The 13,629-nt window shown below is 69.3% G+C and carries 13 protein-coding genes; 7 read left to right on the plus strand and 6 right to left on the minus strand.

Features of this window, described 5'->3' with window-relative positions:
* Nucleotides 1-229: 229 nt before the first annotated feature.
* The 3 genes from metG to NKT36_RS11435 all read left to right on the plus strand — a co-directional run bounded on the left by metG (nucleotide 230) and on the right by NKT36_RS11435 (nucleotide 4,443).
* Nucleotides 230-2,341 carry a methionine--tRNA ligase gene (metG, locus tag NKT36_RS11425; protein ID WP_327051174.1) on the plus strand — a complete coding sequence of 704 codons (2,112 nt, stop codon included), beginning with the start codon at nucleotides 230-232 and terminating at the stop codon, nucleotides 2,339-2,341.
* Nucleotides 2,342-2,434: 93 nt separating this feature from the next.
* The gene (pyk, locus tag NKT36_RS11430; RefSeq protein ID WP_327051175.1) at nucleotides 2,435-4,222 is read left to right on the plus strand and encodes a pyruvate kinase; all 1,788 of its coding nucleotides are present in this window, start codon (nucleotides 2,435-2,437) and stop codon (nucleotides 4,220-4,222) included.
* A 50-nt stretch (nucleotides 4,223-4,272) separates the two neighbouring features.
* Entirely contained in the window at nucleotides 4,273-4,443 is a 171-nt protein-coding gene (locus NKT36_RS11435; protein ID WP_327051176.1) for a DUF7312 domain-containing protein, read from the plus strand.
* 32 nt (nucleotides 4,444-4,475) lie between these two features.
* Here NKT36_RS11435 and NKT36_RS11440 read toward each other — a convergent pair whose 3' ends face one another.
* From NKT36_RS11440 to NKT36_RS11450, 3 genes are all read right to left on the minus strand, one after another.
* The gene (locus NKT36_RS11440) at nucleotides 4,476-5,162 is read right to left on the minus strand and encodes a type I 3-dehydroquinate dehydratase (protein ID WP_327051177.1); all 687 of its coding nucleotides are present in this window, start codon (nucleotides 5,160-5,162) and stop codon (nucleotides 4,476-4,478) included.
* A gap of 60 nt (nucleotides 5,163-5,222) precedes the next feature.
* Complete coding sequence (locus NKT36_RS11445; RefSeq protein WP_327051178.1) at nucleotides 5,223-6,269, minus strand: DNA-methyltransferase; 1,047 nt, start codon at nucleotides 6,267-6,269, stop codon at nucleotides 5,223-5,225.
* An 84-nt stretch (nucleotides 6,270-6,353) separates the two neighbouring features.
* Nucleotides 6,354-7,322: a transcription initiation factor IIB gene (locus NKT36_RS11450; RefSeq protein WP_327051179.1), complete on the minus strand. Its 969-nt coding sequence runs from the start codon at nucleotides 7,320-7,322 to the stop codon at nucleotides 6,354-6,356.
* A gap of 250 nt (nucleotides 7,323-7,572) precedes the next feature.
* Between NKT36_RS11450 and NKT36_RS11455 the strand changes: the two genes are divergently transcribed.
* The 3 genes from NKT36_RS11455 (at nucleotide 7,573) to NKT36_RS11465 (ending at nucleotide 10,989) form a co-directional block, all read left to right on the plus strand.
* Entirely contained in the window at nucleotides 7,573-8,331 is a 759-nt protein-coding gene (locus NKT36_RS11455; protein ID WP_327051180.1) for a helical backbone metal receptor, read from the plus strand.
* A gap of 334 nt (nucleotides 8,332-8,665) precedes the next feature.
* Nucleotides 8,666-9,868: a sugar phosphate nucleotidyltransferase gene (locus NKT36_RS11460; protein ID WP_327051181.1), complete on the plus strand. Its 1,203-nt coding sequence runs from the start codon at nucleotides 8,666-8,668 to the stop codon at nucleotides 9,866-9,868.
* Between the two features lie 206 nt (nucleotides 9,869-10,074).
* On the plus strand, nucleotides 10,075-10,989 hold the full coding sequence (locus tag NKT36_RS11465) for a glycosyltransferase (RefSeq protein WP_327051182.1): 915 nt from the start codon (nucleotides 10,075-10,077) through the stop codon (nucleotides 10,987-10,989).
* Between the two features lie 65 nt (nucleotides 10,990-11,054).
* Here NKT36_RS11465 and NKT36_RS11470 read toward each other — a convergent pair whose 3' ends face one another.
* A complete protein-coding gene (locus NKT36_RS11470) occupies nucleotides 11,055-11,609 on the minus strand; it encodes a hypothetical protein (protein ID WP_327051183.1) in 555 nt (184 codons plus the stop codon).
* Nucleotides 11,610-11,841: 232 nt separating this feature from the next.
* On the opposite strand from NKT36_RS11470, the gene NKT36_RS11475 reads away from it, so the two are divergent.
* Entirely contained in the window at nucleotides 11,842-12,357 is a 516-nt protein-coding gene (locus tag NKT36_RS11475) for a DUF5817 domain-containing protein (protein ID WP_327051184.1), read from the plus strand.
* A 1-nt stretch (nucleotide 12,358) separates the two neighbouring features.
* Here NKT36_RS11475 and NKT36_RS11480 read toward each other — a convergent pair whose 3' ends face one another.
* Together NKT36_RS11480 and NKT36_RS11485 are read right to left on the minus strand one after the other, a co-directional pair.
* On the minus strand, nucleotides 12,359-12,499 hold the full coding sequence (locus tag NKT36_RS11480) for a hypothetical protein (protein ID WP_327051185.1): 141 nt from the start codon (nucleotides 12,497-12,499) through the stop codon (nucleotides 12,359-12,361).
* A 182-nt stretch (nucleotides 12,500-12,681) separates the two neighbouring features.
* Nucleotides 12,682-13,614: a calcium/sodium antiporter gene (locus NKT36_RS11485; protein WP_327051186.1), complete on the minus strand. Its 933-nt coding sequence runs from the start codon at nucleotides 13,612-13,614 to the stop codon at nucleotides 12,682-12,684.
* Nucleotides 13,615-13,629 lie beyond the last annotated feature (15 nt).

Consider the following 13,629-nt stretch of genomic DNA (forward strand, 5'->3'; position numbering starts at 1 on the left):
AGCATACGAGTCGGTATGCGACGGAGGGTCCGTCCGGCGGCGATGCGTATGCGTGGCCAGCAGTAGCGCCGAGTGGACCCTCCCGGACCGACGCGCGGCCGGTTCTGCGGTGGTGAAACTCGGCTGACCGGGCACCGCTTTCCAGCCACTGCGTACTCACCGAACCACGACAGATGCGAGAGACACCGAAACCGGCGGGTTTTACACCCGCAACGAAGGAGTTGATAGCATGAGCCACGACGACTATCCGACCGACGACCCCGCGGTGGTGACCTGCGGGCTCCCCTACGCCAACGGCGACCTGCACATCGGTCACCTGCGGACGTACGTCAGCGGCGACGTCACGTCGCGCGCGCTGCGAAAGCTGGGCCAGGAGACGGCGTTCGTCTCCGGGTCCGACATGCACGGCACCCCGGTGGCCGTCAACGCCGAGGAGGAGGGCGTCACGCCACGTGAGTTCGCGCTCCGTCACCACGAGAAGTACGAGGAGACGTTCCCGAAGTTCAACGTCGAGTTCGACAACTACGGCCACACGGACGACGAGACGAACACGGAGCTCACCCGCGACATCGTCCGCACGCTCGACGAGGAGGGGTACGTCTACGAGAAGGAGATCAAGGTCGCCTGGGACCCCATCGAGGACGAACCGCTGCCCGACCGCTACGTCGAGGGCACCTGCCCGTACTGCGGCGCGAAGGCGCGCGGCGACGAGTGCGACGAGGGCTGCGGCCGCCACCTCGAACCCGGCGAGATAGAGGATCCCCACAGCATCCGGACGGGCAATCCCGCGGAGTACCGCGACCGCGAGCACCGGTTCTTCCGCGTCTCGGAACTGCAGGAGTACCTCCAGGGGTTCATCGACCGCCTCGAAGGCACCAGCAACGCCCGCAACCAGCCCCGCGAGTGGATCGAGGGCGAACTCCAGGACTGGTGTATCACCCGCGACATGGACTGGGGCATCGACTACCCCGACAGCGACGCGTCGGAGGGGCATCGAGACGGAGACGGCGAAGCCGTCGACGAGGACGCAGACGACCTGGTCCTGTACGTCTGGGTCGACGCTCCCATCGAGTACATCGCCTCGACGAAGCAGTACACCGAGCGCGTCGGCCCCGGGGAGTACGACTGGGAGCAGGTCTGGAGGGAGGAGGGAGAGATAATCCACATCATCGGCCGCGACATCATCCAGCACCACACCGTCTTCTGGCCGGCGATGCTCCACGTCGCGGGGTACAACGAGCCCCGCGCCGTCGTCGCCAGCGGGTTCGTCAACCTGAACGGCAAGGGCTTCTCGACGAGTCGCAACCGCGCCGTCTGGGCCGACGACTACCTCGCGGAGGGGTTCCATCCGGACCTCGTCCGCTACTACCTCACGACGACCGGCGGCTTCCAGCAGGACGTCGACTTCTCGTGGGACCGCTTCCAGGAGCGGGTCAACGGCGAACTCGTCGGCGCGGTCGGTAACTTCGCCTACCGCTCGCTTTTGTTCGCCGCGCGCAACTTCGACGGGACGCCGGACGCCGGGGTCTCAGACGAGGTCCGCGAGCGCATCGAGGAAGCCGTCGACGAGTTCCGGGCGGCGGTCAACGACTACTCGCTCAAGCGACTCGGCGAGGCCGCCACCGCGCTCGCGGCGTTCGGCAACGAGTACATCCAGCGCAACGAGCCCTGGAAGCTGACCGACGACGACCCCGAGCGGGCCGCCCAGGTCATCCGCGACTGCGTCCAGATCGCGAAGGCGCTGGCCGTGCTGCTCGCCCCGGTCCTGCCCGGCAAGGCCGACGAGCTCTGGTCGCAACTCGGCGAGGACGGCTCCGTCCACGACGTCGCGGTCGAGGCCGCCCTCGAAGCGCCGCCGGCCGACTTCGGCGAGCCGTCGGAGCTGTTCGAGAAGATCGAGGACGAGCGCGTCGAGGAGCTGAACGAGAACCTGCAGGAGCGCATCGAAGCGGCTACGGCGGACGAGGAGAAAGCGGACGACGAGGACGAAGACATGAGCGAGGACATCGAACCCATCGACGACGAACGCATCGGCTTCGAAGAGTTCCAGGACCTCGACCTGCGGGTCGCCCGCATCGAGGACGCCGAGCCCATCGAGGGCGCGGACGACCTCGTCAAGCTGACGGTCGACGTCGGCGTCGAACAGCGCCAGATCGTCGCCGGCATCAAGCAACTCCACGACCTGGACGACCTTCCGGGGACGAAGATCGTCGTCGTCGCCAACCTCGAGAAGGCCGAGCTGTTCGGCACCGAGAGCAACGGCATGCTGCTCGCGGCGGGCGAGCAGGCCGACCTGCTGACGACCTACGGCGACGCCGAACCCGGCACGAAGATCAAGTGAGAACGCCGTCCGCGACGGCTCCGGACACCCCGATTTTACACTCGAACCCGAGTTAACACTGGCTTTTTCACGTGGCCTGGCGAACGTGCAAGCATGAGAAACGCGAAGATCGTCTGCACGCTCGGCCCCGCGTCGAGCGACCGGAGCACGGTCAGGAACCTGGCGGAGGCCGGGATGACCGTCGCCCGGATCAACGCCAGCCACGGAACCCGCGAGGACCGCGCCGACCTCATCGACACGGTGCGACGGGTCGACGAGGCGACGTCGCAGCCGCTCGCTGTGATGCTCGACCTCCAGGGTCCCGAGATCCGCACCGCCCCAACCGACGAGCCGGTCCACCTCGAGACCGGTTCGACCGTCCGGTTCGTCCCGGGCGACGAGGTGACGGCCGACGCGGTCGGTATCTCGGTCTCCCTCTCGAACGCCGACCCGGGCGACCGCATCCTGCTCGACGACGGTCGCATCGAGACGGTCGTCGACCACGTCGAGGGCGAGGACGTCGTCGTCCGCGTCGAGAACGGCGGCGACCTGGCGAGCCGCAAGGGGGTCAACGTCCCCGGCGTCGAACTCGGCCTCGACACCGTCACGGAGAAGGACCGCGAGGACCTGCGGCTCGCCGCCGGCGAGCGTCCCGGGCAGGACGCGACGGTGGACGACCTCGAACGGACGGTCGACTTCGTCGCTGCGAGCTTCGTCCGCGACGCCGACGACGTGCTGGCGGTGAACAAGGTCCTGGAGGACCTCGGTGCCGACGTTCCCATCGTCGCGAAGATCGAGCGCCGCGGCGCGGTCGAGAACCTCGGCGAGATCATCGACGCCGCCTACGGCGTGATGGTCGCCCGCGGCGACCTCGGCGTCGAGTGCCCGATGGAGGACGTGCCGATGATCCAGAAGCGCATCATCCGTAACTGCCAGGCCGAGGGCGTCCCCGTCATCACCGCGACCGAGATGCTCGACTCGATGGTCCACGCGCCGCGGCCGACGCGCGCGGAGGCGTCCGACGTCGCCAACGCCGTGCTCGACGGCACGGACGCGGTGATGCTCTCCGGCGAGACGGCGGTCGGCGACCACCCCGTGCGCGTCGTGGAGGCGATGGACCGCATCGTCCGCGAGGTCGAGTCCAGCGGCGAGTACGACGAGACGCTCGAACAGCGGGTCCCGACCGCCGACGACACCCGCACGGACGCCCTGGCGCGCTCGGCGCGCTACCTCGCCCGCGACATCGGCGCGAGCGCCATCGTCGCGGCCAGCGAATCCGGCTACACCGCGCTGAAGGTGGCGAAGTTCCGCCCGCCAGTCCCCGTCGTGGCGACGACCCCGAACCACCGTGTGCGCCGCGAACTCGCGCTCTCCTGGGGCGTCAACGCCCAGTACTCCGACCTCGGCGACAGCGTCGAGACCATCATCGACGACGGCGTGCAGGCCGCCCTCGACGCCGGCGTCGCCGAGAGCGGCGACACGGTGGTCGTCCTCTCTGGCATGATGAGCGAACTCGACACCCAGGACGCGACGAACATGCTGAAGGTTCACGTCGCGGCCGAGACCATCGCCACCGGCCGCAGCGTCGTCCGGGGCCAGACCGTCGGTCCCGTCGAGCGCACGGCGACCGGCGACCTCACCGGCATCCCGGAGGGCACCATCCTCGTCCTCGACCCCGACTTCGACGGCGAGTTCACCGGCGACGCGACGCGGCTGGCGGGCATCGTCGACGCCCGTCCCGGCATGACCGGCTACCCGGCGATGATCGCCCGCGAACTGGAGATTCCGATGATAAGCGGTGCGCCGCTGGGGGCCCGCGTCGGCGACGGCGACGTCGTCACCCTGAACGCCGAGCGTGGCGTCGTCTACGACGGCGACGTCCGCTCGCGCGAGCGACGCTGAGCGACTGTCGAGCCGGTCGCCTTTTGTTGCGCCGGCCCGTACCGGCATCCATGTCCGACTGGAAGTACGACCTCGACGAGGTCGGCGACGATGCGTCCCCGACCGCGGACGAGCGGGACGAACCGCTCGAACCCGGCTCGCCGTCGATAGAGAACGCGGCGTTCGTCCTGCTCGGCGTGCTCTCGATGCTGCTCGTCTTCGTCCGCATCCTCGTCTTCTGAGCCGGGGCGACCGCGTAGCCGCCCTGTTCCGTTCACCCGCCCGCGCTCTCCGCTTCGAGTTCGCTGACTAGCTCCGACAGCGTCGCCAGGTCGTACTGGCCGGGCGCGGTCGCGTCGGCGGCGTCGACCGGCGCGTACCCGATCTTCGACCCGTACAGCGGGGCGACGGCCCGGGAGTGCCGGCCCGCCTCGCCCATCGCCATCGTCGCCACGGTCCGTCCCTCGGCGTCGAGTTCGTCGGTCACGGCGAGGAGGTCGAGGACGTCCCGTCGCGACTCCGCGGTCACGGCGAGCTTGCCGACGTCCGCGCGGTCGGTCGCGGTGACGAGTAGCTCACGCATCGACGCGCAGTCCGGCGTCGCCTGGAAGTCGTGGACGGAGGCGACGACGGCGACGTCGCGGTCGCGGGCGTGCTCGGCGACGCGAGCGCCGTCCTCGAGCAGACTCTCGAGTTCGACGTCGACCGCCTCGACCGCCGGGTGGTCGACCGCCGCTTCGAGTTTGTCGAGGCGCTCGTCGCCGTCGGGGGCCTCGCCGCCCTCCCACGTGACGCGGTTGGTGACGAGTATCGGCAGGTCGCCGTCGTAGTCGTCGAGCGCGGCCAGTGGGTCGGTCGCGAGGTCCATCCGGAACTCGACGGCGTCGGCGTGGGGGTCGGCCCGCGACGCCGCGTCGAGGTCGGCCGTGCTCGCCGCGAGGACGAACGAGTCGAACTCCATGCCGGTGCGTCGTCGCGCACGGGCAAAAGAGTCCCCGGTTGCCGGTAGTTCTCCGGCGCGTCACCCGGTGTACGGTTCGTGGGTGGCGACGAACCGGTCGCCGGGGTGGTCGGCCTCGACGCGGTCGACGTCCGTGACCGCGTAGAACTGCAGGTCCTCCTCCTGGCGGGTCTTCACCGGGAAGTCGTAGTTCGCGGCGTCGTAGCCGAGGTCGCCGTCGTGCTCGCGGGCGAACCGCCGGTGGGCGTCGAGGCGCTCGTCGGCCTTCCGGCGCGAGAGCGCGGGCGCCTCGGCGGCGCGGTCGTCGAACACGCCCGTGAACTCCGCGTCGAGTTCGTACCCCACCGAGTTCCGCCCGGCGACCATCGCGGCCAGCGAGGTGGTGCCGGTTCCCCAGAACGGGTCGAGGACGGTGTCGCCGTAGACGGAGTACATGTTGACGAGACGGTATGGGAGCTCGAAGGGGAAGGCAGCCGAGCGCTCGCGGAGGTCGCCGTGGTCGAGGTCCTGGGTCTCGCCGCGGACGTCGGTCCAGAGGTCGGAGAACCAGCGGTTGCGCTCCTCCCAGAAGTACGCCGCCTCGTACCGGCGGTCGGCCCCCGGCTCCAGCTCGCGCGGGTCGCCGTTCCGGAAGATGAGGACGTACTCGTGTTCGAGCGCGGCGTAGGCGTTCGGCGGCACCATCCCCGAGCCCATGAACTTCGTCAGGCGGTTCGACGGCTTGCGCCAGAGGATGTCCGGCAGCGGTCGCAGGCCGCGGTCCTGGAGGTCGCGGGTCACCCTGGCGTGGTTCGGGAACAGCTGAAAGGAGTCGTCGACTTTCCGGGTGGCGTCGCCGACGTTGACGGCTGCGACGCCGCCGGGCGCCAGCACGCGCGACAGCTCCGCCCAGACGGCGTCGAGGGCGTCGTGCATCGCCTCGTAGGCGGCGTCGCCGTCGCCGCTGTCCAGGTGCTCGCCGACGGCGGGGTCGAGGTCGGCGAACAGGTCGTCCCACATCTCGATCATCGGATACGGCGGGGAGGTGACGACGAGGTCGACCGAGTCGTCCGGCACCGTCGTCATCGCCGCCGCGTCGCCGACGTGTATCTCGTGCTCGGTCTTCATTTCGGTCGCTACGGGAACGTTTCACCCCCCACAAAAACATCTTTTCAAACGGTCGGGCGTTCGCAGCGCCTGGCGCTCCGGGCGTTACAGCGCGACGGTGCCTTCCTCGGCCTCGAGGAGTTCGTGGTAGCGGTTGCGGATGGTGACCTCGCTGATGTCGGCCACATCGCTGACCTCGGCCTGCGTGGTCTTCTCGTTGGTGAGGAGGGCGGCAGCGTAGACGGCGGCGGCGGCGAGGCCGACCGGCGACTTCCCGCTGTGGACGCCCTGCTCCTTGGCGGTCTTCAGCAGCGACCGCGCGCGGTGCTCGGCCTCGTCGGAGAGGTCGAGCCCCGACGCGAACCGCGGGACGTAGCTCTCGGGGTCCGCGGGCTTCACCTCGAGGCTCAGTTCGCGGACGACGTAGCGGTAGGTGCGCGCGACCTCGCTCTTCTCGACGCGGCTCACGTCCGCGATCTCGTCGAGGCTGCGGGGGACGCCGGCCTGGCGCGCCGCGGCGTAGACGCAGGCCGTCGAGACGCCCTCGATGGAACGGCCGGGGAGGAGGTCCTCGTCGAGCGCGCGGCGGTAGATGACCGACGCCGTCTCGCGGACGTTCTCGGGAAGGCCGAGGGCGCTGGCCATGCGGTCGATCTCGCCGAGCGCCTGCTTCAGGTTGCGCTCTTTCGAGTCGCGGGTGCGGAAGCGCTCGTTCCACTTGCGCAGGCGCTGCATCTTCTCGCGCTGGCGCGACCCCAGCGAGTTGCCGTAGGCGTCCTTGTCCCGCCAGTCGATGTTCGTCGACAGCCCCTTGTCGTGCATCGTGTTCGTCGTCGGTGCCCCGACGCGGGACTTCTCGTTCTTCTCCTTGGCGTCGAAGGCGCGCCACTCCGGCCCGCGGTCGACGTTGTCCTCCTCGACCACGAGACCGCAGTCCTCGCAGACGGTCTCGCCGTGCTCGGAGTCGGTGATGAGGTTGCCGCTGCACTCGGGGCAGCTCTCACCCTCGTCTCGCTGGTCCTCTACCTCGTTCTCGTCGGCCCTGTTCCGCGCTCGGATGGTCGTGTCTGGCATGATTGATACACCTCTCTGGACGAGAGTGCGTCGGCTACCGGGCAGGGGAAAACCTGAAAAACCCGGCGCGTGAATTCTTAACTTGCGGTTATTCCGAAACTCACTTAAAGCCATCGATGCTGGCTGCCCGCGGGTTCGTGAAACAGTCACACGGGACGTGAGCCGCCTGTCCAACGTCGGACGAACCAAAAGTTTAAGCGTAATGTTCGACGCGAAGGGTTTACCCCCGAAGGGCGTGGAGGAAAACAGCGTGACTGCCCCGACCGTCGTCTCGCTTGCCCCCAGCGCGACCGAAACGCTCCGGGCGCTCGACGCGACCGACTCCCTCGCCGGCGTCACGCACCACTGCGACGCCGACGCGCCGCCGGTCGGCGGCTGGTTGAACCCCGACTACGACGTCGTCGACGACTGCGACCCCGACGTCGTCCTCACCGCCGACCCGCTCCAGCGCGAGGTGCGCGACCGCCTTCGCGAGCGCGGCCACCGCGTCGCGCACGTCGAACCGAGAACGCTGGGCGAGGTCGTCGAGTCGTTCGTCGACGTCGCCCGCGCCGTCGGCCGCGAGCGCGCCGGCCACGACCTCGCCTGGCGCGCCCGCAGTCGCATCGACCGCGTCCGCCGACTCACGCGCGACCGCGACCGCCCGACCGTCTACTGCGAGGAGTGGTCGGACCCGCCGACCGCCGCCGGCAACTGGGTCCCCGACGCGGTGCGGGCCGCGGGCGGACGCTACCCCTTCGTCCCGTCGGGCGAGCGCTCCCGGGAGGTCGACCGCGAGACGGTCGAGGACGCCGCGCCCGACCACGTCGTCCTCCACGTCTGCGGGCACGGCGAGCGTAGCGACCCGACCGCCGTCACCGGACGCGACTGGGCCGTCCCGGCCGTCGAGCGCGACGCCGTCCACGTGCTCGACGACTCCCTGCTCAACCAGCCGAGTCCGCGCCTCCTCGACGGCGTCGAGACCCTCGCGGCCCGTCTGCACCCCGACGCGGTCGGCCGTCAGTCCTGACCCCTCCGCGGGACCGGTTCCGGGCCCGGTCGATTTCTCGGCCCGGTCGACCCGGAGAACGCGCGGGCTAACCGGTCGCCCGCACGCCGTCCACCGCCGTCACGTCGTGCGCATCCCGACCGTAACCCGGCGGCAGGACGGGCGGGAATCAGCGTCGATTCGAACGGATGGTCGCTCCCGCCGGTCCGTCCGGCATCGCGCTCGTCGTCTGACACCCGCGCGAACGTCTCGGTCGTCCGACCGGTTTCTCCGGTGTTTCCGCGACGGTAACGGGCGCGTAACCCGTAATCGAGGCAGAACTTTCAATGCCGTCCTCGTCGTCGGTCGTTGCAACATGACACTCGATTCCGCCGTCGTGCTGGCCGCCGGGGAGGGACGGCGGCTCCGGCCACTCACGCGCAACCGACCGAAGCCGATGCTGCCGGCGACCACGCGCCCAGTTCTGGAGTACGTCCTCGACGCGCTCGTGACGGCGGACGTCGAGCGCATCCACCTCGTCGTCGGCTACAAGCGCGACCGGGTGCGCGAGCACTTCGGCTCCTCGTACCGCGGCGTGCCGCTCTCCTACGTCGTCCAGGACGACCGTCTCGGGAGCGGCGACGCCCTACTGTCGGCTCGCGGTGCGGTCGAGCCTCCGTTCCTGGCGGTCAACGGCGACCAGATCCTCGACCCGGCGATGGTCGCAGACGTGTGCGAGGCGTTCGAACGGGGCCGGGAGCGACCGACGGTGGCGCTGGCCGCCGTCGAGCGCGACGACCTCGCGCAGTACGGCGCGGTCGTGCTCTCGGACGACCGCGTCACCGAACTCGTCGAGAACCCCGGGACCGACGCCTACCGCCTGCTCAACGCCGGCGTCTACGCCTTCGACGACGGCGTCTTCGAGGCGATCGAGTCCACGCCGCGCGACGCCGGCGACCTGGCGCTGACCGACACGCTGCGACGCCTCGTCGCCTCCGAGACCACCGTCCGGGGCGTCCGGACGGACGGCGTCTGGCTCGACGCGAGTCGACCGTGGCACCTGCTCGACCTGGCCCACGAACTGCTCGTCCGCGGCCGCGTCGACGAACCCGAGCGCGATGACCGGGTCTGGGTCGCCGACGAGGCGACCGTCCACGAGAGCGCCACGTTGCGACCGCCCGTCGTCGTCGGCCCGCACAGCGAGGTCCGGGCGGGCGCCGTCGTCGGTCCGTTCGCCACCCTCGGCGTGGACGCGACGGTCGGGGCGAACGCCGTCGTCGAGCGGTCCGTCCTCGACGCCGGCACCCGGGTCGGGGCGAACGCGACCCTGCTCGACTGCGTGACCGGCCAGGACGTCCGCCTCGGCGCGGGAACGACCGTCCCGGGCGGCCCCGGCGACGTGCGCGTCGACGAGGTCGTCCACGAGGACCAGCGACTCGGCGCGTTGCTCGCCGACCACGTCCGGGCCGGCGGGAACGCAAGCTTCGTCCCTGGGACGCTCGTCGGTCCCGGGACGACCATCGACGCCGGCGCTTCGGTCGCCGGAACCGTCGCCGAGCAGGCCACCCTGGTCCGCTGACGCGGACCGACGCTCTTCTCACCGGTTGTCACAGAACAATTTTTCACATTATAAAAAGATATTTCTCGCCGCGCACAGCAACCAACGCGTACGGTCGAACGGCGTCGACGCCTGAATTCGGACGTCGTCGTCCGCGCGAACGAAATTGCCACGCCGTCGTCTGGTGAATCGAAGGGGCTATAAGCGTGCTAGAACAGTTTGAGGATATGGCTTCCGAGCGGCCGCCCGTCTCCGTCATCATCCCTGTCTACAACGACCCCCGAGGGATTCGGATGACGCTCGACGCCGTCACCGACCAGACGTACCCGTCGGCGGCGTACGAGATACTGGTCGTCGACAACGGGTCGGAGGACGACACGCGCGAGGTGGTCCGGGAGTACTGCGACCGCTTCCCAGACCTCGTGACGCTCCTCGTCGAGGACGAGGTCCAGGGGCCGGCAGCCGCGAGGAACGAAGCGATACGGAACGCGAACGGCGACATCCTCGCGTTCGTCGACGCCGACATGACCGTCGAGGAGTCATGGCTCGAGGACGCCGTCGAGTCGCTGGAGGCCAACGACTGGGACTACATGGGCTGTGACGTCGACATCTACGTCGAGGACGGGAAGGACACGCTCACGGCCCGGTACAACCAGATCTTCGGCTTCCCCATCCGGCGATACATCGAGGAACAGCAGTTCTCGGGGACGGGCTGTCTGGTCACGCGGAAGGAGGTGTTCGACGAGGTCGGCCTGTTCGACGAGCGCCTGTTCTCCGGCGAGGACGAGGAGTTCGGCAACCGGGTGTACGACGCCGGCTTCGACCAGCACTTCCAGCCCGACATCACGATGTACCATCCCGCCCGGTCGTCGCTGTCCTCGTTCCTGAAGAAACACTTCCGGCTGGGCCGCGGAAAGGCGCAGATGCAGCGCTACCATCCCGAACGCGTCGAGAAGCCGAGCGTCCTGAACCCGCGGCACTACCTGCCGCCTCACCCCGGCCGATTCTACCGACGCGTGACCGACGCGGTGTCGGTGACGAAGCTTCAGCTCTTGCTCCTCTTTCTCATCGCGTACGCCAAGCGGTTGACGACGACTGCGGGCTGGGCGTACGAGCACTTCTTCGACGGCGCGGACGACTAGCGCCGGGTGTCGTTTCCCACCGACGTCGCGGCCGGCACCTCGTCAGCTCTCGTTCCCCTCCGCCACTAGCCGCCGGACGACCGGTCGTCCGACCGCAACTCGCTGGGAGGCACCGTCGGTCCCGGCGGTTCCCCCTGCGTTACGTCGCCGGGCACCGACTGCACCTCCATCCCGAGGTAGTCGTCCGGGCAGGACGCCGTCTCGGTGATGATGAAGGGAGCGCCGGCCTTCACCGACGGCCTGTTCGCGTTCATGTAGAACTCGACCCTGACGTACTGCGGCCGGCGGCTGAGCCGGTCGAGGTACATCCCCTGGTAGAGTCGCGTCTGGTCGGCCTGCCAGTTCGGCCAGTCGCAGTCGTCGACGACCGCCGGGGACACCTCACTCTCCGACGGGTAGCTCGCGATGAGGAACTGTCCGACGTAGTTCCCTTCGAACGGCTGTACCGCCGGGCCGACGATCTGGCGGTTCACTCGCGCTCCAGCTTCCTCCTCCTCTTCTCCGTCGTCCGCCGCGTCCTGATTCGCGGCCTCCGCGCCGCTTCCCAGCGCCACCGCGCCCGTGACGCCGGCCACGCTCGATAGCACTTGCCGTCTCGATGGTCGTTGGTCGTCTGTCATCGCTGGTTCTCCGTTCGAGAAACTGCACTGTCCGATAGCGGTCGCTGCGACCACTGGTACCGGTGGGAGGTCCGAAAGCACTGTGGCCGACGCCGACCACGTCCGAGGGTTTATGAACGAGGCCGGGACCAACGCCGGCGATGCGTCCGCTCGTCGCCGTCGTGGTTACCGTGCTCGCCCTCGTCCGCCGTCCGTCCGAGGGTTCAAAACGGAGGGGGTCCCACGTACCGACATGTACAGCGTCGTCGGGTGCAGCGAGTGCTCCAACCTGTGGCTCGTCGAGGGTCGTCCGGAGACGACCCAGTGCTCGCGGTGCGGGAAGCGCCACCAGTTCGGGAAGCTCAAGCAGTTCGTCCGGACCGACGACGAGGACCACGCACGCGAGGTCCGCGCGTCGATGCTCGCCAACCGGCAGGGGCACGGCGAGGCGTTCGCGGAACTGGACTCGTTCTCCGAGATGGAGGCGCAGGCCGAAGACGCAGGGATGGACGACGCGGAGTTCCTCGACCGGTCGGGCATCGACGCCGACGAGGTGGAAGCCGCCGCCGATCGGTCGCGACGCGGTAGCACGAGCAAACGCGACGCCGTCCACAACGCGCTCGACGTGCTCGACCGGCCGACCGAGGACGAGGTCGTCGCGTACGCCGAAGAGCGTGGCGTCGCCCCCGAGTACGCCGAACGCGCGCTCGAAAAGATGGTTCGGAGCGGCGAGGTCAGCGAGAGCAGAGGGCACTATCGGCTCCTCTGAGCTACGGCACCGAACCCGTTACCGCCTTCCAGATCGTGACGACCAGAGTGACGACCGTGAGCACCAGCTTCAGGAACTGTAATCGTCGGTAGGCGCGGGATTCGGTTATCGGCGCGTTCCGGTCGGAGCGCTGCGTTGACATAGGGCTCACCACGGTCGGCGCGACGCGAGCGTGGAACCGCAGAGAGCGGTTCAGCGACCGACCGTCGCCTCGCCCGGTCGGTCCGTCGCTCCACACACGCGCGCACCACGAATCCATTCCACCCCAACCGCAATAAATTCCCACTCTAGATATTGTGAATTTTGTCGGCGGGCGGCCCGTCGTCAGCCGATCAGGTCGACCACCCAGCGACCGGCCTCGGACGCGACGAGCAGCAGACCCTCGGCACGGGTGAGACGTCGCCCCGTCCAGAGCACCGCGACGGTGAGGACGGTCAGCACGACCAGCCACAGGGTGTCCGCCAGGGCCGTGCGGCCCACCGACAGCGGCTGGATGAGTCCCGCGACCCCGAGGACGCCGAGCACGTTGAACACGCTGCTCCCGACGACGTTGCCGACCGAGACGCCGGTGCGTCCGCGAGCGAGCGCCGTCAGCGAGACCGCCAGTTCCGGGGTCGACGTCCCGGCGGCGACCAGCGTCGAACCGATGGCCCACTCCGAGACCCCGACCGAACGCGCCAGCGTCACGGCCGAGTCTACGAGGACGTGCCCGCTGGCGACCACGAGACCGAGGCCGACACCGAGTTCGACCGCCGTTTTCGCCGGTCGTGCCACCCCCGTCTGCGGGACGTCGTGCAGTTCGTCGTCGTCAGCGCGGGCGAGCACGAGCAGGTAGCCGACGAACAGCGCGAGCAGGACGGCGGCCTCCGGTCGCGCGAGTCGCCCGTCCCGGAGAACCGCGAACGCCAGCACCGACGACCCGACCAGCGCGACGGCGTCACGCCCCAGCACTGCTCGCGGGACCGAGACGGTCCCGAACACGGCGGTCACGCCGAGTACCACGGCGACGTTGTAGACGTTCGACCCGACGACGTTCCCGACGGCGACCGCCCCGCTCCCAGCCAGGACGGCGTCGACGCTGACCACGAACTCCGGCAGGCCGGTCCCGATCGCGACGACGGTCAGGCCCACGACCAGGTCCGACAGGCCCGCCCGGCGCGCGAACGCCGCCGCCGCGTCGACGAACAGGCGAGCGCCGAACCAGAGACCGACGACTCCCAGCACGACGAGCAGCACCGCGAGCTCTGCACCGTTCATCCTGTGGCGCCACGA

Origin of the sequence: Halomicrococcus gelatinilyticus, assembly GCA_024227995.1 — an archaeon.
GTDB classification, from domain to species: Archaea; Halobacteriota; Halobacteria; order Halobacteriales; family Haladaptataceae; genus Halomicrococcus; species Halomicrococcus gelatinilyticus.